This is a genomic window from Breznakia blatticola, assembly GCF_004365815.1.
GTDB classification, from domain to species: domain Bacteria; phylum Bacillota_I; class Bacilli_A; order Erysipelotrichales; family Erysipelotrichaceae; genus Breznakia; species Breznakia blatticola.
Window position 1 is genome coordinate 15,530 of record NZ_SODD01000025.1, and the last position, 17,853, is coordinate 33,382.

Sequence of the window (17,853 nt, forward strand, 5' to 3'; positions counted from 1 at the left end):
AAATAGTTTGAACTAAATTGTAAAACTGAATTCATTACAATGTTTTTTCATATCACACAACATCACTTCAATTTTCTTGTCCTGATTTAGTGATACATACAACTCTTTTGTTAGTGGAACTTTGCTTCCATTTACAATCACATATGACAAATCATAGTTAATGTCATATTCCGCTTCTTGAACGATGAAATATCCAACATCATCTTTTACTTTGATTCCCTTTATAACAGGAATTTTTTGATCAATATTATCTACTTCAAAATATTGCTCATCATTTCCTACTTTCACATAATACCTTCCATTATCATTCGCATACATTTGAATATATTCATCAAATATTGTGTATGCACAGTTTTCATCTTGAAATGTAATTTGAACTGCATCAGTTACCTTTTCTTTTGTATAAATACGTATTTCAATTGGTCCGGCAATTGGTGACTGATCATACGCAATCGATGCAATCGTATCCTCTCGATTTGAAACTTTGTATACTGGATGACTCGTAATTGACGGATATACATCATAAAGCAAATCATGATCTTGTAATATTCCAAAGGCTTGTGGAAATATCATCACTGCTGCAAGGAAAACCGTGAATAATACTCCACTTTTCTCACTTCTTATCATCGCATTCACAAAATCACGTATACTTCCATGTCGAATCGATTGCTCATTACTACCAATCGATGGATGTGTTTGCTCTTTTGCTTGATACCTATTTGTCATTTCTTGATACAACAATGGAATCCCTGTCACACTGAAGTATTTTCTAGGATGATATCCTTGATCTTTCAAATCCTTCGATACCTTCTTACGAATTTCATACAATCTACTTTTTACCTTTTTTGTGTCTACATCCATTTCACTCGCAATTTCATCCATTGAAAATCCACCTAAGAATCGCAATTCTGCAGTTCTTTTATTGTTTTGATTCAACTTTGAAAATGACTGAATGATTGCATCCATTAAGGAAGAACGCGTTAATTCATCAATTTGATTATCTTTTGCTTCTACTACCTCTTCGATTGCATTTTCATCATCTAACTGAATATACTTATTTTGCTTATTTAATCTTGCATTACACTCATTTGTTGCAATCGTGAACATCCATGAATGAAATGCATCAAGTTTCTTTAATTGATGAATCTTCATTTGTACTTTAAGCATCACTTCCTGAACGACTTCCTCTGCTTCATGTGCATTTTTCAAAATTGAAAATGCATAATAATAAAGAGGTCCACGATAAAACTTATAAATTTCATTTAATGCATTTGCATTTCCTTCTTGTAGTTCCTTTACATATGCATTAGATATTCGGCTTGCCACTACACACCACCACTCCTCTCACATTCACACATCCCATTAGTTAGATATGTCATTTTTTAAAAAGTTTGAACTTTTTTCTCATTTTTTTAAAATTTTAAAAAAGAAAAAAGGTTACTTCTCCCAACTGGAAAATGTAACCTTATATGGTATATTTAGGTTTTTTACATTGTAAAAAAAGACGCACTTGTTGTGCTTTTCACTTGATTACCCACACTGATTGCATCATATAGTATCTATCAATTAGAAACTATATATATATCCCCTACAAATCACTTTACACACATAAGGAAAGAATTTCCTAGGTTAATAATATTTTTTCAGAAGATTTCTGTCAACAATTTTGCTTCTTTATCGATTAAAAAACTTCGTTAGTTTTATGTCTCTAACGAAGTTTTTATGTTATGTATTATTTAAAAATGCTTCGATTTTTTCCTGCGTCGGAATTCCTGTTTGTGCACCCAAGTGCTCTGTTGATATCGATGCTCCTGCACTTGCAAATTGAATTGCTTCCTTCAACTTGATTCCTTTTGCTAATTGCATTGCAAGAATCCCATTAAATGTATCTCCAACAGCAATCAAAAATATTATAACAACCAACAAAAAAGTGTAAAATACACTACAAAAAAGTGCGAAAGTAAAAATTGCTAAAACCTTATGAATAAAGGGCTTAGCAATTTTTTATGCTTTTTTACTTCTAAAGTCTAGATACCAATGGATATAGAAAGAACATAAGAAATGTATCAAATTTATGTCTGTTAATTCAATCGGATTCATTCATCTTTAAAACTATACGCACTGCATCAAACATTGTGTCCACAATAATATCTGCATCACTTTGATCAATATCAAAATTATAGTCCTTGATTGCAATAACATACATTCCTGCTCGTTTTCCTGCTTGTATTCCATAATAAGAATCCTCAATTACAACACATTCATCTGGATTTATCCCAAAGTGTTTAGCACATGTGATGTATATTTCAGGATCCGGTTTACTGTTTTCAAACATTTCACCAGAAATTATGTAATCTAATTTTGGTATTAACCCACAGTTCTTCAAGTTATACTTTAGTGGTTCTAATCGTGATGAACTTGCTACAGCTACATGAATATTATGATCTTTAAGCATTTGAAACGATCTTGGCACATCTTCAAACATAATCTCTTTGTAATCTAATCGACGTACAACTTCACGAAAATCCCATAGTTTTTGTTGGAATTCTTCATATGTGTATGGTGGGTTTGCTTTATCATATATAACTCTCCACAAATCCATTTGCACACTTGAGCCAATTAGATTACGTAAATCTTGAGGATCATACGATAACCCTAATTGCTTTACAAATTCTTCATTTAATCCGTTCACTAAGACTTCTGAGTTGACAATTACACCATCAAAGTCACTAAATACCGCTTTTATCATAGTTATATTATCTTCCTTCCTCATATATAAAGCAAGGTAGAGATTGCTCTCTACCTAATGTTTATTTTATATTTCGAATGTGTCCTTTACTTGTTTCTAGTAAAGCTTCTGCTTTAGCTACATCACAGTTATGTAAGATCATCACTATTGCAACTTTCACTCTGTTCCCACTTGCTTCTATTGCTTGTTCGATTACTTCATCACTTGCATCTGTAACTTCTTTAATGATATTTTTCCCTCTTTGTACAAGTTTTTTATTTGATAGCTTTACATCCACCATCAGGTTTTCATAAGCTTTTCCTACTCCAACCATCGCTCCTGTTGAAATCATATTCAAGACTAGTTTTTGAGTTGTTCCTGCTTTTAAGCGTGTGGATCCAGTCAATACTTCTGGTCCAGGAACTGCTTCAATTGCCAGTTTTGCAACTGCTCCAATTTCACTATTTTTGTTGCATGCAATTGCTACTGTATGACATCCAATTTCATTTGCATATTCTAATGCTTCAATTACATATGGTGTTCTTCCACTTGCTGCCAATCCAACAACTAAATCATTTTCATTTGCATCAATACGCTTTAAATCTTCAACACCTTCACTTAGTGAATCTTCACTTCCTTCTTTTGCTTTTACGAATGCACTATCTCCTCCGGCAATCAAACCGACAACTGTATCATATGATACCCCGAAGGTTGGTGGACATTCTACTGCATCTAGTACACCTAAACGACCTGAAGTACCTGCACCCATATAAATGATTCGTCCACCATTACTTAATGCTTCAATTCCCCAAGTAATTGCTTGTGCAATTTCAGGAAGTACTTTTTCAATAGCTTCAGGAACTTTTTTATCTTCATCATTCATTTTCTTGGCAAATTCAAGAGGTGATAAAATATCTAAATCCATTGTATTTGGATTTCTTTGTTCCGTTGTTAATTTCGTTAAATCTATCATGTTTTCTCCTTGTTCAAAGTAGTACTCTTTTATTACTTATTAGAATACTTTGCTACTTCATTGGCGAAACGTTTTGTCAGTATTTCTGGTCGTGTAATACTTGTTCCAACAACGACTGCGTATGCACCATTTTCTAATGCCAATCGTGCTTCATTAGGTGTCTCGATTTTACCTTCTGCAATGACTGGTGTATCTGTAAACTCGGAAATCTCCTTAATCAATTTCAAATTAACGGATGTGATTTCTGAACTCTCATCAGTATATCCCGATAGCGTTGTGGATAAAAAATCAAAGCCTAATGTATCTGCATATTTTGCTTCTTCAAGCGTTGATATTTCTCCCATAATTAGTACTTCTGGATAATTTTCTTTAATCTTTTGTACAATACTCTCAATGTTCTCCCCATTCGGTCTAGCCCTTTTTGTTGCATCTAAAGCAATAATATCAATGCCAATCTCTAAGATTTCTTTCGCACTTTCATAGGTTGGTGTGATATAGACATCACAATCATCACGAAACTGTTTATTTATTCCAATCAAAGGTAAATCAACTTTTTCTTTGATTGCTAGTAAATTGTCTTTACCAGTAGCACGAATTCCAACAGCTCCACCTTCTTTTGCAGCACTAGCAAATGCTGCCATAATTGATGAACCATACATTGCCCATCCAACGCGAGCTTGACATGAAACAATCAACCCACCTTTGATTTCTTCCATTACCTGCTTTTTCATTTAGAACATCCCAATCATCTTTCCAACAATACCAAGAATAAAACTTACGATAACACAAATATACATTCCTTTTTTGTTTTTCATTAATAATTGATAGAATCCTAAAGTTATTAACAATGGAATTAGACAAGGTAAAATTGAATCTAGCAATTCTTGAACGATAATTTCTTTTTCACCGAATGTCCAAACATAAGCGACTGGTGCTTTAACAAATCCAACGATCATTGCACCAACAACCATCATTCCGACAATTGTTGCTCCTTGTACAAACTTGTCAATAAGGTTTCCTTCTTTCATACGAGCAACGATGCTTGTTCCTAGAGCATATCCGTGCTTGATAAATAACCATCTTGATCCAACATTTAAGATTAAGTTTGGAACAATAAAGATGATTGGTCCAAGAATACTTCCATCCAATGCTAATCCAGCTCCAATTGCAGCAAATACTGTCATGAATGTTGCCTTAAATACAGAATCTCCAATTCCTGATAAAGGTCCCATTAGTGCAGCTTTTGTTGATGAAATAGCTTCACCTGTAATTGGCTTACCTAAAGCTCTTTGTTCTTCAAGAGCAAGAGATACTCCCATTACCGCATTTCCAGTATATGGATGACAGTTAAAGAATTCATTGTGACGAGTTAGTGCTTCTGTTAAATCTTCTTTATTTGGATATAGTTTTTTCAGTGCTGGAATCATTGCAAATGCAAACCCTAAACTACAGTAACGTTCGTAGTTGATACTAGTCATTGAGAAGAATGAACGGAAGAATGTTGAACGTAATTCTTTTTTAGTAAGAATGTGTTCAAGTTCTTCTGGTGCACTTGAGTCACCATCATCATCTAAGTCAAATTCATCTTTTGGTTCGTTTTTCTTTTCAAAGATAAACATCGCAGCTGCAATACCAAACCCAAGTAAAGATACAGGAAGAACCGCTAAATTCACATATGTTGCTAAAACAAATCCAATTAAGAAGAATGGCCAGTATTTTTTCATATCCATCATTTTAAGTAACATTGCCATTCCTACTGCTGGCAAGATACCAGAAGCAACTTTCATACCATCAGTGACAATTGCTGGCAAACTAGCAACTATGTTGTTTACAAAGTCACTACCGAAATACACCGCTAAAAATGATGGAATAAAGAATACGATAAAGAATATTGGTATCCCTGCTAAATGAGCTAATTCTACTTTACGAATTTCACCGTTTGCTAAGTATTTATCTGCACGGTGCATAATAATAATATTTATATTCCATGCAAACATAATCAATAATTGTGCTAGCATCCCAATTGGTAATGCTAGTGTAATCCCAACTTCTGGATTTCCTCCATTTTGAATTGCGAATACAGTTGATAGCATACCGGCAATTTGTGCATTTGGTGGTACACTTCCTCCAATTGGTAGGATTCCCATATACATAAGTTCTACACTACCACCTACAATAAGTCCGGTTTGAACATCTCCTAAAATCAAACCAATCACTGGTCCTGCAAAGATTGGACGTGAGATCATCCAATATCCATAACCATAGTTTTCAGTTATTACAATTGCGATAAAAACACTCAGTAATAACGCGCTTACTAATGACATATATTTCCCTCAATCTTTCTAAATTAATTTCATTAAATCTTCACTTGTGTCTGAAGGTGTAGTTCGTACATCAAGTGCAACACCATTTGCATCTAACTTTTTGAAGTCTTCAATCATTGCATCATCCACATAAACAGTCTTTGATAGTTGACGACGACCTTCTTTAAAGTAGATACCTCCAACATTAATAGAGTCAAATGTAACTCCATTGTTCATCATTTTTACAAGAACTCCTGGTTCTTTTACAACGATGAAGAAACGTTTATTTCCGTTTCGTTCTAAAAATTTTACTGCTTTTTCATCATCAACAACTAAGCATTTCAAACCTGCGGGGCAAGCCATTTCCAATAATGATTTTTGAAAATCATCTTTAGACACTTCGTTATCAACGACCATTACTACGTCTACTTTATACGCAGTTGTCCAAGCAAAAGCAACTTGGCCATGAATTAATCTTTCATCAATTCTGGTAATTGTAATCATTTGGTATCCTCCATTTTCTTTTACACCTTCATCATAGACTAATGAAACTATATGTCAATAAAGTAAGCGTATAACGAAACAAAGTTTCATATAATGAAACTTTGTTAATTGGTGATTCGCGTTTTATTTACTTTCTCAATTGCTTGATCATAATCTAATTGTGATACTAATGCATATAAAATATCAACGATATACAATTGCGTAATACGTGATGCCATCGCTCCACTTCTAAACAGTGTTTCTCTACTACTCACAGCAATCGATACATCTGCAATTGAAGCTAATGTATTCGAAGTACTGCTCGTAATACATATAACATAACATCCGTTTTTTTGACACTCATTTGCAATGTCAATCATCTCCTTTGTTTCTCCACTATAAGAAAAGACCATTGCAACATGTTTCGAAGAAGAGTTTAAAGCTTGTACCCACTGTCTATCATTTAGTTGATAACAAGCAACATTTTTTCCAATTCTCATAAATTTATACGTTGCATCAAGTGCAACTACATTGGATGCTCCAATGCCATAAAAATCTACTACTTGTGCTTTATGAATCCGATTAGCAGCCTCCACAAGACTATCTTCATTTAGGATTATTCTTGTTTCCTCAATAGAGTGCACATCAATATTCGTAATCTTATCAATGACTGTTTTTGGACTATCATCTCGACTTACAGTTGTTGTATCCAATACATTTAAATGTACATTCTCAAACCCCTGTAGTTCAGAAGCAATCATTATCTTAAACTGATTAAAGCCTTTTGCACCAACTCGTTTACATAAACGAACAACCGTTGCAGTTGATGTAAATGTTTCTTTTGCAACTTCATAAATTGTCATATCAACAATTCGCTTTGGATCCTTTAAAATAAAATCTCTAATTTGTTTTTCTGCTTCTGGAAGGTTTCGATAATCTCTTAATTTTATTAGCACGCTCATGTTATACCTCATTTGTTTCACTATAGCAAAGTGCTAAAAATTAAGCAAACACAAAAAAACTTGGTATAAAAGCGACTCTCTTCTACCAAGTTTTACTTTACTATTACTATTTAATGTTTCGAATGTGTCCTTTACTTGTTTCTAATAAAGCTTCTGCTTTAGCTACATCGCAGTTATGTAAAATCATCACTATTGCAACTTTCACTCTATTTCCACTTGCTTCTATTGCTTGTTCGATTACTTCATCACTTGCATCTGTAACTTCTTTAATGATATTTTTTCCTCTTTGTACAAGTTTTTTATTTGATAGTTTTACATCCACCATCAGATTTTCATAAGCTTTTCCTACTCCAACCATCGCTCCTGTTGATAGCATATTTAGGATTAGTTTTTGGGTCGTCCCTGCTTTTAAGCGTGTGGATCCAGTTAATACTTCTGGTCCAGGAACTGCTTCGATTGCCAGTTTTGCGACTGCTCCAATTTCACTATTCTTGTTACATGCAATTGCTACTGTATGACATCCAATTTCATTTGCATATCCTAATGCTTCTATTACATATGGTGTTCTTCCGCTTGCTGCCAATCCAACAATTAAATCATTTTCATTTGCATCAATACGCTTTAAATCTTCAACACCTTCACTTAATGAATCTTCACTTCCTTCTTTTGCTTTTACGAATGCACTATCTCCTCCAGCAATCAAACCGACAACTGTATCATATGACACACCAAATGTTGGTGGACATTCTACTGCATCTAGTACACCTAGACGTCCAGAAGTTCCTGCACCCATATAAATGATTCGTCCACCATTACTTAATGCTTCAATTCCCCAAGTAATTGCTTGTGCAATTTCAGGAAGTACTTTTTCAATAGCTTCGGGAACTTTTTTATCTTCATCATTCATTTTCTTGGCAAATTCAAGAGGTGATAAAATATCTAAATCCATTGTATTTGGATTTCTTTGTTCCGTTGTTAATTTCGTTAAATCTATCATGTTTTCTCCTATTTTTCTACGAACATCAGTTTTGTTCCAGGTGTAATACACTCTAATATACTAAGGTAATCTGGATGAACATTACCAATAACATTCACTCTTTCATCAGCAGTGAAATCCTTTTTTGTTATTTGAATTTCTCCACTGTATCGCAAGTATTTCTTGTTATCTATAGTAATACTTCCATAATCGCGAGATATCGTATTTACTGCTTCTATAATCGCTCCTTGGCTAGCAAATTCACGACTTTCTTGAAGGCGAATCAGTTTACTAGGAGAATCAATCCGATTGGTAAATACTTGATTTATAAATGGCTTTAATAGCTCATGAACATTCACTACAGGAATTCGAATTACTTGATCATCTAAGGTATCTGACAGCAATTGATAATCCATAAAGTTCATACCTATATCACCAACGAATACGTATTCTGCATAATGATTCCACAAAATTTCTAATGCAGCTACATAACCATTCATATCACGATGTTTTTCTAGTGTTGGTAACCCTTCAAATATAGGTCCTCTATATTTCTCACCTGGTATAAATGCAATGCTTTTTACTTCGTGTTTTACTAATGTTTCATGCATATCTTTCAGTTGTTTTACATCCAATCCTGTATCTTTACGGGGATAGAAATTATGCATTGCATATACGCGTCCTTTTGGAAGTTTTTCGATTAATTTCACATCTATCGTTGATGCATTAACTACTAACGGTACTTCTTTGGCAATTGCAATTGTTTCCTCATCACTAAACCCATAATCCAAACGAACAAGATCAATATCTAATAATTGAATTAAACTATGTACATTTGATAAGCCAAACTTCGTTAACGTTCTTTTTGAAATATCTGCAATAATTTTTGTATCCTGTTTTTTTAGTAATCGAAACATTTCCTTTACATCTTCAACATATGCATCATCATATTCTTCAGCTATATGTAATGATGTAAAAACCATATTACCTTGTAAGGGCAACGTTTGAAGTTGCCCTTTTTGTTCTCTAAATGTTGTTACGTAGTATGCAAAACCAATGGTCTTAAGCACGTTCTACTTCTTCCTTCGAAACAAAGAACCAAGTTACAATAAACCCACCGATGTATGCAACAATTAGTCCAATGAAGTAGTAAAGCATTCCCATTGCACCATTGCTTCCACCTGTCATTAATGGAATTGCTACCATTCCTGAAGGTCCCCATGCAGTTGCCATTACTTTGGTTAACATTACAAATGCTCCACCAAATCCAGCTCCAATTCCAGCTGTAATAAATGGTTTACCCATTGGAAGAGTTACCCCATAGATTAATGGTTCACCAACTCCAAGGATACCTGCTGGTAATGCACCTACAATAACTTCACGTAGACGTTGATTGTTTGCTTGTTTTGCTTTAATGTAAATCGCGATTGCTGCTCCAACTTGACCAGCTCCTGCCATTGCTAATACTGGGAATAATGTAACTCCACCTAACTTTTCTAATTGAATTGCATAGATTGGAATTAATCCATGGTGAAGTCCTAATAACACCATTGGTAAGAACAATGCAGATAATACAAATCCTGAGATTACTTGTACTACTGGGTTACTTGAGTTAATAAGGATATTTAATGCACTAATCAAGAGATCAGATAAGAAACCTGCGACTGGCATAATCGCAAATACAAAGATCACTCCTGTAATTACGATTGCACAAATTGGTGTTACGATTAAATCTAAGATTTCTGGTACGACTTTACGTAATCCTTTTTCTACTTTTGCTAAAATCCAAACACCGAAGATAACTCCGATAATTCCACCTTTACCTGTTGTCAGAATTGATTCTAAAGGTACATCTACATTATACCAACCAAAGAATGTTGATAATGTGATGATTCCAGGTGCAATTGAGATTGCCCCAATCATTCCTCCTAACGCTTCTGTTGCTCCAAATTGTTTTGCAGCATTTACACCAGTGAAAATAGCAAAGTATGATAGGAATCCAGATCCTAACAATGAAAGTGTTTGTTGGATTAAGAACCATACACTTGTTTCATTAACAGTAATTACTCCTGATGTTCCAAGTTGTCCAATTAAACTTGCAATACCATTTAATAATCCAGCAGCAATAATTGCTGGAATTAGTGGAATAAAGATATTTCCAATTGTACGTAATCCTTGTTTTAATGGTGAGTCTTTTTGATTTGCTTTTACATCCGCTTTGTTTTCTTCCCAACTTGGGTCGATTTCTCCAGCGTGTACTCCCATTTCATTGATCAGAATATCAGCAACTCTTTTTGCTTTTCCTGGTCCTAGTACAATTTGCATCGTTGCATCTTCAACAACACCCATTACACCTGATGTTGTCTTCAACTCTTCTAATTGTACTTTACTCATGTCTTTAATTTTCACACGTAAACGTGTCATACAGTTTGCAGCAGTAAGAATATTTTCTTTACCACCTAACAGCTCTAATAATTTTGCTGCTAATTCTTGATTATTCATTTTGTGTTCTCCTTTTTGTTTCTATTACAATAAATTGCTTTTAAACAATTTATTAATAACCCTTGTTATTCAATTTTCTTTTGTTCAAAATATACAACCCTGCACTCAATCCAACAATTAGTAATCCGGCAAAGAACATAATGTTTGTTTGATCTCCTGTTCCAATTGATGGATCGTTTTTATTTGTATTTGATGACCCTGGTTTTGATGGTTGATCCGTATTCGGTTTGTTTGATGAACCATCTTTAACAATGTTAGTTACACGTACATTAACTGATCCTTTGTGTCCGTTTTTGTAAACTAGGTTCACAGTTTCTTCAGCGTTTTCTGTGTAAACTTTTTCATATTGTTCAACAACACTACGTCCTGTTGACTCCACTTTTGTCCAACCTTCAATATCATTTACTTTTTTACTAACAGAGATAGTTGCTTTTACAGGTCCTTTAGTTTCTCCGTTTGTATCGTACGCTACTGTAGCAGTTGGTTCTTTTGCATCAACAACTGTAATGTATTTTTTCATTTTCACGTCATGTAAGCCACTATTATCATTGTAAAGAGATACATAGTAATCACCCTCTTCACTCGCATTGAAATAGTATGATGCCCCTTTTGCATGCCAGTCAGCAGGTTCTAATAAATCACTTGATCCTTCTGGACCATCATAATCAGTAGGTACTTCTGGAGCTGGATCCCCACAATCTACTCTTGTGACCTTAAGACTACGATAATCAACTTTTGTAATTTTCTTATTTGATAGTGGACTTAATAAGTCAACATCAACTTTCACTGTTGGATTTGCTTCAAAATCATTGACGATAACTTCTTTTTCTTCACCAATATTTGGTAATGAAGATACATATGTGTCAAAGCCAAATGCATCGCGGTAGATTCTTTCAGCAACCATACGGTATGTACTTGCTCCTGTTCCAGAATTCACAAATGAATTTGGATATTCAGGACCTACAACTGGGTTGTGTGGTCTATTTCTCATGTATACAACAACAATGTTGTTTTCTGGATCTGCGAATGCGACTGGACCAGACCATCCTTGATGTCCAAATGTTGAATAGTCTGCATAGTATGAGAAATATGTTGGCCAGTTTGTTGATCCCCATTGGTAATCTACATCATTTGTATACCATCCAAGTGCATATGTAGAATTCGTGTATCCACCATCATTAATAATGTCGTTAGGTTCTAAGAACATATCTACTGTTTCTTTATCAAATAATGTAACACCATTGTAAGTTCCGTTATTTAGCATCAATTGATACAAGATAGCAACATCATGTGGTGTTGAGAAAATTCCAGCATGACCAGCAACTCCTGCTAGTGTGTAGTATGCTTTTTCATCATGTACTTCTCCACGTAAAGTATATGTTCTCATTCCAGTAAATGCATATTCATTTGCATTATGCCCATCTACTGTACGATATCCATCTCTTGAGTTTCCGTTGATTTCAGTAGCTGCAATATCTTCTTGAGTGAACCCTTTTTGTAGTGGATTATACATTGTATGCGTCAAACCTAATGGTGCATAAATTTCATTTTCAACATATTGATCTTGTGGCATTCCAGTAATCGATTCAATAATCAATCCAAGTAACATGTAATCTACATCACTGTAAGCAATTGCCGTTCCAGGCATGGTAGTAATTGGTGTCTTACATATTGCTTCAAGTGCTTTTGTTCGATCACTTGGATCTGTTTGTGGTTCGATATAGAGCGTATCATACGCTGAACCAGCAGTTGCAAATCCCATATAGTCTGCAGCAGCCTGACTCTTTAAATAATTATCATTGTGATATTGTGGATCTGGCGCTTGACCTGCTTCATGATGTAGTAACATCTTTACCGTAATCAAATCCTTATGTTGAAGTGATTGTGCTTCAGGTTTTAACAAGCTTGTAACCTCATCATAATCACGGTATTCAGGAATATATGTACTTACAGTTGCATCCAAGTCTAACTTACCTTCATACACTAGTTTTTGTAGTGCCAAATTAGTAGATAGCATTTTTGAAACAGATGCCATATCCCACATAGTGTTTTCATCAACTGCATCCCAATCACTTTCATCTAGTAAAACAGATTGGTGATCATTAAATATATCGGTTCCTTCTTTGTACTTTGCTTCATAACCAAAGTAATCTTCATATTGAACCTTACCATCTTTTAAAACCATTACAGCAGATCCAGTATGACCATTGTCAATTAAGTTTTGTACTCCCTCTTTAACTGAACTGAAATCATAGTCACTTGCTTCATCAGTGATGATGTTTGGTACAACATCATGACCTTTCATACCCTCTCCAACTCTACTAGCCAATACTGGTGCACTTGCTATTGTCCCTACATATGCAATTGATAGTGCTCCTAATATCACTTTACGAAAAACATTCACGTTATTACCCTCCTCGTTAAGTAATCTGTGTTTCAATGTAGCGCTAATTTTTGATACCTTTGCGTATCATTCAAATTCTGATTTAATTTTTCACATTTCATTGGCCAAATATTCATGTGGAAAAGCGTGGTTTTAACAAAAAAAGAGCCAAAAAACAATAATTGTTTTTTAGCTCTTGCTCTTTCGATGCACGCCTTACACTTAGAATATAGCATAGGTCATTTTTGTTGTCAAACTACTTTTTCAAAAAGTTTTTATCCGTTTGCAATGAATGAAATGCTGTTACTGTCTTGCTTTACCCTCTAACATATTCACTAAATGAATCAAGATATATACTCTTTCTTGCTTCGCTAATTTCACTCCGGTTAAGTCCTCAATGATTTGTAAAATATCATCGCAAATCCCAGTATATTCAGGGTAACTCTTTACCAATGCATCATTTACATGTTCGTTCAATTGGCGTTTTTCTTGTTCTGTACCTTCAACTAAAAACCGCAAATGGGTAATAAATCTTAGGTAATTTAAGTCGTCATTTTTAATATCAAACTTATATGTAATCGTAAGTAAATCGTACACTTCACTAATAATGGCATTTAATAAATCTATTGATTTTTCACCACTTTGGATATTTTGGATATGCAAAGCGATATAACTTACTTCCGCATCTGGAATCATTAGTTCATGTTTTCGATAAATCGCTTGTGATATTTTTTGTGCCTTATCATATGATTCTGGGTAAAGTGCTTTAATCTCATAAGAGAAAAATTGTTTAATTGCTTCCCCATTTAATATTCTAGTATATGTTGCTGCTAAGTGGTTTGCCAATGTAACGAATGTTGTATGATTCACTCCATTTTCTTCATACGCTACAATCAGTTGCACTGTGTCCATGACAATCGAGATGATTTCATCATTAAAACCATTTACTACATTTGAGAATTGATTACTCCCTAATGGACTGGAATACATTCTTTCATAAGGTGTCCCTTTTTTTATTTGCATATCTGCCTTTATTCCAAATCCGATTCCCTTTTGGATAATTACATATTCTCTAAAACGATCATGTACAATTAGCGAACTATTATTTAAAACTTTTTTCACTTTATAGTTTTTTGTTGTTTGTTGCATGTATATCATTTATTTCATAAAGGTTGCCTCATTACAAAGACGACCTTTCATTCTCCTTTCATCCCTAACGTAGTACTTCACTCATACATTATGGACCTTTCATGACAATGTTTCAATATTTATATTTATAAAAACAAAAGAATCAATAAGGGTTAAGAAAAGGATTCACCATAATTGGCAAACCCTTTTCATTAATTTTTTTCTTAGATTACGCGATTGTTACGCGTCCTTCTTCAGCTAGTTCGCATGCTCCAGCATTAGCTGTAACTGCTTGTCCATCAAGGTTTAAGAAGATAACCATAATGTCAGTTGCAGGTACTTTAGGTCCAATTGTTTGTAAATCCATTTCTGCAATTGGTTCCCCAGCTACAACTTTTTGACCATCTTTAACTTTGATTGTAAATCCTTCACCCTTTAGGTTTACTGTGTCAATTCCCATGTGCACCATTACTTCTTTGCCATCATCAGCAACAAGCGTAATCGCGTGTTTTGTTGGGAAAATTGATCCAATCGTTCCACTTACTGGTGAACAAACTGTTCCTTCACTTGGACGTACTGCAAATCCATCACCCATCGCTTTACTTGCAAACACTTGATCCTCTACTTCTGTAATTGGCATCAAAGTTCCTTTTGCTACAGTAACAATTCCTTTTTTTGCTTCAAATTTTGGTTTTCTTTTAAAAAACATGTCTTTCTCCTCTATCACATCTGTGTGTTGTCATTTTTTCATCCACTTTTATCATATAGCAAATTGCTAGATTTCTCTAAAATCATGCACGAAAGTATAACTATACATCGATATTTCATTATTTTTATGCTTATAGAATACCAATAAATTAAAAATGTTTCCACTATTTTAGCAATCTTCACACAAGATTCCAAAATTCATCACTTTTCATTAAAAAAAGATGTCACACATTTGCATGACATCTAAGTTACATTATTTTACTTGCATGTAGTAAGGAACTACGTAAGCAGGTACTCCATTTTCCATAATTAAATCTGGTTCTCCCATGATTAATGGTTGGATGTAGTCGTGACCTTCTTGTGTAAGACCAGCGTAGTTAGGTAAAATCCATTCAGCAGGAATGTTTTTTACGTGGTTAGCAAATTCGTTTGCAGGTCCAGCAATGTATTCAACATCGTATTCTTTACCTGGTTTACGAACAACACCAACAACTTGTCCAGTGTATTCTGGGTTCATTGAACGCATGTGTGCACTTTGTCCAAGTTTGAAACTTTCTTCAACATCAACTTTAGATTGGATGTAGTTAGCACAACGTTGTGCAGTACTTAAGTCTTGTACTTTTGCACGTGGTGCAACACCAGCTTCTAAAATCATGTTTTTAAGAGCGTTACCAGCTCCACCTAATACAGCATGTCCAAATCCATCGTTGCTTGCTTTAGCAGCTGCTAAGTAAGAACCATCAGCGTAGTGAGCACCTTCACTAACTACAACATAACATTTTCCTTTTTCGTCCATTACTTTTTTAACTTGTGCCAAGAATAAGTCTTTATCGAAGTCTACTTCTGGTAATACTAAGATATCAACTTTTCCAGATACAACAGAAGATCCTGCTAACCATCCAGCATCTCTACCCATTGTTTCAAGAATGAAAACTTCTGGACGAGTTTCTGGAGCGTAAACATTTAAGTCTAACCATGTAGATACAACAACTGCGTTAACGAATTTTGCAGCTGAAGCGAATCCTGGACAGTGATCAGTAACCATAAGGTCATTATCTACAGTTTTTGGACATCCAACGAAACGTTTGCTGATTCCGTTTTTCTTTGCCCATGCACTTAATGCATCAACTGTATCCATTGAGTCGTTTCCACCGATGTAGAAAAGAATTTCAATGTCATATTTTTCCATAATATCAACTAAACGTTGGTAATCTTTATCGTCATCTCTTTTTAATTTGTAACGACATGATCCTAACGCACTTGATGGAGTTTGACAAAGAATTTGGTTTTCTCTATCACTCATGTTTGTTAAGTCGTAGAATCTTTCTTCTAAAATTCCTTCGATACCGTTTAGTCCACCGTATACTGTGTCATAAATTGGGTTTAATTGGTTTGCTTTAACAATTCCCGCTACTGTAGCGTTAATAACTGTTGTAGGTCCACCAGATTGTGCAATTAAACAATTTGCCATTTCTAAAGTCCTCCTGTAATTATACAATACCCTAATATATTACCATTTGCCCAAGCGCTTTTCAATAAAACTTGAGATTTCTTTCACGAATCAAGCATCCCTTCTTTCATCCCATTTTAAAAGTATGTATAATATTCGTATGAAACAAACAAAAGTAGCACAAACATGGTGGATGATGCTTTATTTTATGGGACTTTTTGTTATTCCATGTCTTTCGATTTTTATAGCAACAAGAAGCTCTTTACTATATGAAAATTTCACCTATGTTGGCAACCAAACAAGGTATCGTCCCATCTTTATTATTTGGGGACTTTTGTTATCACTACACATGTTAGTGACATTTTTTACACTCCTTTATATAACAAAAAATCATAAGCGTATGTATTGGTATTTGGTAAGTCTTCTTGGACTACTTCATGCAACATCATATGTACTGCCTTATGATAAAAGTAAAAGTTTGCTAACTAGTGAATTACATGTATATATTTCAATTTCCACTTTTGTTGCATATATCTTTTTATTACTATTTTACTTGTATAAACTGAATCACTTTTACTTGTTTATCTCAAGTGTCAAAGCGATGATCAGCTTACTTGTTGCTATGTTTTTTGCTTTATTGCTTACTGGAGATATTTCTAGTTTAGTAGAACTTATCAATACAAATTTTATGGCAATCTATATGATCATCTTATTAAAGAGAACAAAACCATATTTCTAGACAATGTTTTCCTATTGTTCAAATTCGTTCATTTAACTTTCACGTGTTTTCCCTTTGATAGTCATGCATGTCCATTATGATATAGACAGTCAAAGGAGGTGAACTTGAAGAAGAAAGACTCAATAATACACAACACATAGAAACAAAATTAGAAATAACATTCTCCCTTAAATAATAATGTTAGAAAAATAATGAAATAAAATATTCTCCCTTTTTAAATAAATATACAAATCAATCGAAAAGCAACTTTATCCTCCCCTGAAGTTGCTTTTTACATATTTGTTTTCATATCATTCAAAATCGTTCATGTATCTTTCACTTTTCTTCCATTTACTGCTCATAACAAGTTTGTATAATACAGACAATCAAAGGAGGTAGACATGGACCAAAACGAAATACTATTAGCCTATATACTCAAATTAGTAGGCTTAATTCAACCGATGCGCACCTAACTTAGATTGTTACATGTATGATGATACATTGAAATGTAAGATTACCATATAAAAATAAGGAAGGTA

16 protein-coding genes are annotated in these 17,853 nt (G+C 34.1%); 1 reads left to right on the forward strand and 15 read right to left on the reverse strand.

All coding sequences use genetic code 11. The features are described 5' to 3' along the window. Nucleotides 1–12: 12 nt before the first annotated feature. The 15 genes from EDD63_RS07305 to EDD63_RS07375 form a co-directional block, all read right to left on the reverse strand. Nucleotides 13–1,326, reverse strand: coding sequence for an RNA polymerase sigma factor (locus EDD63_RS07305; RefSeq protein WP_134169991.1), 1,314 nt, complete (start codon nucleotides 1,324–1,326; stop codon nucleotides 13–15). Between the two features lie 399 nt (nucleotides 1,327–1,725). Continuing rightward, nucleotides 1,726–1,926, reverse strand: a complete 201-nt coding sequence (locus EDD63_RS07310) for a PfkB family carbohydrate kinase (RefSeq protein ID WP_341768191.1) — start codon at nucleotides 1,924–1,926, stop codon at nucleotides 1,726–1,728. A 160-nt stretch (nucleotides 1,927–2,086) separates the two neighbouring features. After that, nucleotides 2,087–2,749 carry an HAD family hydrolase gene (locus tag EDD63_RS07315; protein WP_166667580.1) on the reverse strand — a complete coding sequence of 221 codons (663 nt, stop codon included), beginning with the start codon at nucleotides 2,747–2,749 and terminating at the stop codon, nucleotides 2,087–2,089. A 61-nt stretch (nucleotides 2,750–2,810) separates the two neighbouring features. Continuing rightward, complete coding sequence (gene murQ, locus EDD63_RS07320) at nucleotides 2,811–3,701, reverse strand: N-acetylmuramic acid 6-phosphate etherase (RefSeq protein WP_134169997.1); 891 nt, start codon at nucleotides 3,699–3,701, stop codon at nucleotides 2,811–2,813. A 32-nt stretch (nucleotides 3,702–3,733) separates the two neighbouring features. After that, nucleotides 3,734–4,432 (reverse strand): N-acetylmannosamine-6-phosphate 2-epimerase, encoded by a 699-nt coding sequence (locus tag EDD63_RS07325; protein ID WP_134169999.1) that lies wholly within the window; start codon nucleotides 4,430–4,432, stop codon nucleotides 3,734–3,736. Beyond that, nucleotides 4,433–6,025, reverse strand: coding sequence for a PTS system mannose/fructose/sorbose family transporter subunit IID (locus EDD63_RS07330; protein ID WP_134170001.1), 1,593 nt, complete (start codon nucleotides 6,023–6,025; stop codon nucleotides 4,433–4,435). An 18-nt stretch (nucleotides 6,026–6,043) separates the two neighbouring features. Continuing rightward, nucleotides 6,044–6,508 (reverse strand): PTS sugar transporter subunit IIB, encoded by a 465-nt coding sequence (locus EDD63_RS07335; protein ID WP_134170003.1) that lies wholly within the window; start codon nucleotides 6,506–6,508, stop codon nucleotides 6,044–6,046. Between the two features lie 104 nt (nucleotides 6,509–6,612). Continuing rightward, nucleotides 6,613–7,449, reverse strand: coding sequence for a MurR/RpiR family transcriptional regulator (locus tag EDD63_RS07340; protein WP_208318309.1), 837 nt, complete (start codon nucleotides 7,447–7,449; stop codon nucleotides 6,613–6,615). A gap of 106 nt (nucleotides 7,450–7,555) precedes the next feature. Continuing rightward, nucleotides 7,556–8,446: an N-acetylmuramic acid 6-phosphate etherase gene (murQ, locus tag EDD63_RS07345; RefSeq protein WP_134170007.1), complete on the reverse strand. Its 891-nt coding sequence runs from the start codon at nucleotides 8,444–8,446 to the stop codon at nucleotides 7,556–7,558. A gap of 8 nt (nucleotides 8,447–8,454) precedes the next feature. Then, a complete protein-coding gene (locus tag EDD63_RS07350; protein ID WP_134170009.1) occupies nucleotides 8,455–9,495 on the reverse strand; it encodes a MupG family TIM beta-alpha barrel fold protein in 1,041 nt (346 codons plus the stop codon). After that, the gene (locus tag EDD63_RS07355; RefSeq protein WP_134170011.1) at nucleotides 9,488–10,927 is read right to left on the reverse strand and encodes a PTS transporter subunit EIIC; all 1,440 of its coding nucleotides are present in this window, start codon (nucleotides 10,925–10,927) and stop codon (nucleotides 9,488–9,490) included. The genes EDD63_RS07350 and EDD63_RS07355 overlap by 8 nt, the downstream gene beginning before the upstream one ends. Before the next feature lie 52 nt (nucleotides 10,928–10,979). After that, a complete protein-coding gene (locus EDD63_RS07360) occupies nucleotides 10,980–13,331 on the reverse strand; it encodes a serine hydrolase (protein WP_134170012.1) in 2,352 nt (783 codons plus the stop codon). A 282-nt stretch (nucleotides 13,332–13,613) separates the two neighbouring features. After that, nucleotides 13,614–14,459 (reverse strand): PRD domain-containing protein, encoded by an 846-nt coding sequence (locus tag EDD63_RS07365; RefSeq protein ID WP_166667581.1) that lies wholly within the window; start codon nucleotides 14,457–14,459, stop codon nucleotides 13,614–13,616. Between the two features lie 208 nt (nucleotides 14,460–14,667). Continuing rightward, entirely contained in the window at nucleotides 14,668–15,147 is a 480-nt protein-coding gene (locus tag EDD63_RS07370; protein ID WP_134170016.1) for a PTS sugar transporter subunit IIA, read from the reverse strand. A gap of 252 nt (nucleotides 15,148–15,399) precedes the next feature. After that, nucleotides 15,400–16,617, reverse strand: coding sequence for a 6-phosphofructokinase (locus tag EDD63_RS07375; protein WP_134170018.1), 1,218 nt, complete (start codon nucleotides 16,615–16,617; stop codon nucleotides 15,400–15,402). A gap of 379 nt (nucleotides 16,618–16,996) precedes the next feature. Between EDD63_RS07375 and EDD63_RS07380 the strand changes: the two genes are divergently transcribed. Beyond that, the gene (locus EDD63_RS07380) at nucleotides 16,997–17,335 is read left to right on the forward strand and encodes a hypothetical protein (RefSeq protein WP_134170020.1); all 339 of its coding nucleotides are present in this window, start codon (nucleotides 16,997–16,999) and stop codon (nucleotides 17,333–17,335) included. The last annotated feature ends 518 nt before the right edge of the window (nucleotides 17,336–17,853 follow it).

Excerpts from the sequence above, each read along its gene's own strand:
- EDD63_RS07315 (WP_166667580.1), bottom strand. The coding sequence starts at position 2,749 with ATGATAAAAGCGGTATTTAGTGACTTTGATGGTGTAATTGTCAACTCA.
- murQ (WP_134169997.1), bottom strand. The coding sequence starts at position 3,701 with ATGATAGATTTAACGAAATTAACAACGGAACAAAGAAATCCAAATACA.
- EDD63_RS07325 (WP_134169999.1), bottom strand. The coding sequence starts at position 4,432 with ATGAAAAAGCAGGTAATGGAAGAAATCAAAGGTGGGTTGATTGTTTCA.
- EDD63_RS07330 (WP_134170001.1), bottom strand. The coding sequence starts at position 6,025 with ATGTCATTAGTAAGCGCGTTATTACTGAGTGTTTTTATCGCAATTGTA.
- EDD63_RS07335 (WP_134170003.1), bottom strand. The coding sequence starts at position 6,508 with ATGATTACAATTACCAGAATTGATGAAAGATTAATTCATGGCCAAGTT.
- EDD63_RS07340 (WP_208318309.1), bottom strand. The coding sequence starts at position 7,449 with ATGAGCGTGCTAATAAAATTAAGAGATTATCGAAACCTTCCAGAAGCA.
- murQ (WP_134170007.1), bottom strand. The coding sequence starts at position 8,446 with ATGATAGATTTAACGAAATTAACAACGGAACAAAGAAATCCAAATACA.
- EDD63_RS07355 (WP_134170011.1), bottom strand. The coding sequence starts at position 10,927 with ATGAATAATCAAGAATTAGCAGCAAAATTATTAGAGCTGTTAGGTGGT.
- EDD63_RS07365 (WP_166667581.1), bottom strand. The coding sequence starts at position 14,459 with ATGCAACAAACAACAAAAAACTATAAAGTGAAAAAAGTTTTAAATAAT.
- EDD63_RS07370 (WP_134170016.1), bottom strand. The coding sequence starts at position 15,147 with ATGTTTTTTAAAAGAAAACCAAAATTTGAAGCAAAAAAAGGAATTGTT.
- EDD63_RS07375 (WP_134170018.1), bottom strand. The coding sequence starts at position 16,617 with ATGGCAAATTGTTTAATTGCACAATCTGGTGGACCTACAACAGTTATT.
- EDD63_RS07380 (WP_134170020.1), top strand. The coding sequence starts at position 16,997 with ATGTATTGGTATTTGGTAAGTCTTCTTGGACTACTTCATGCAACATCA.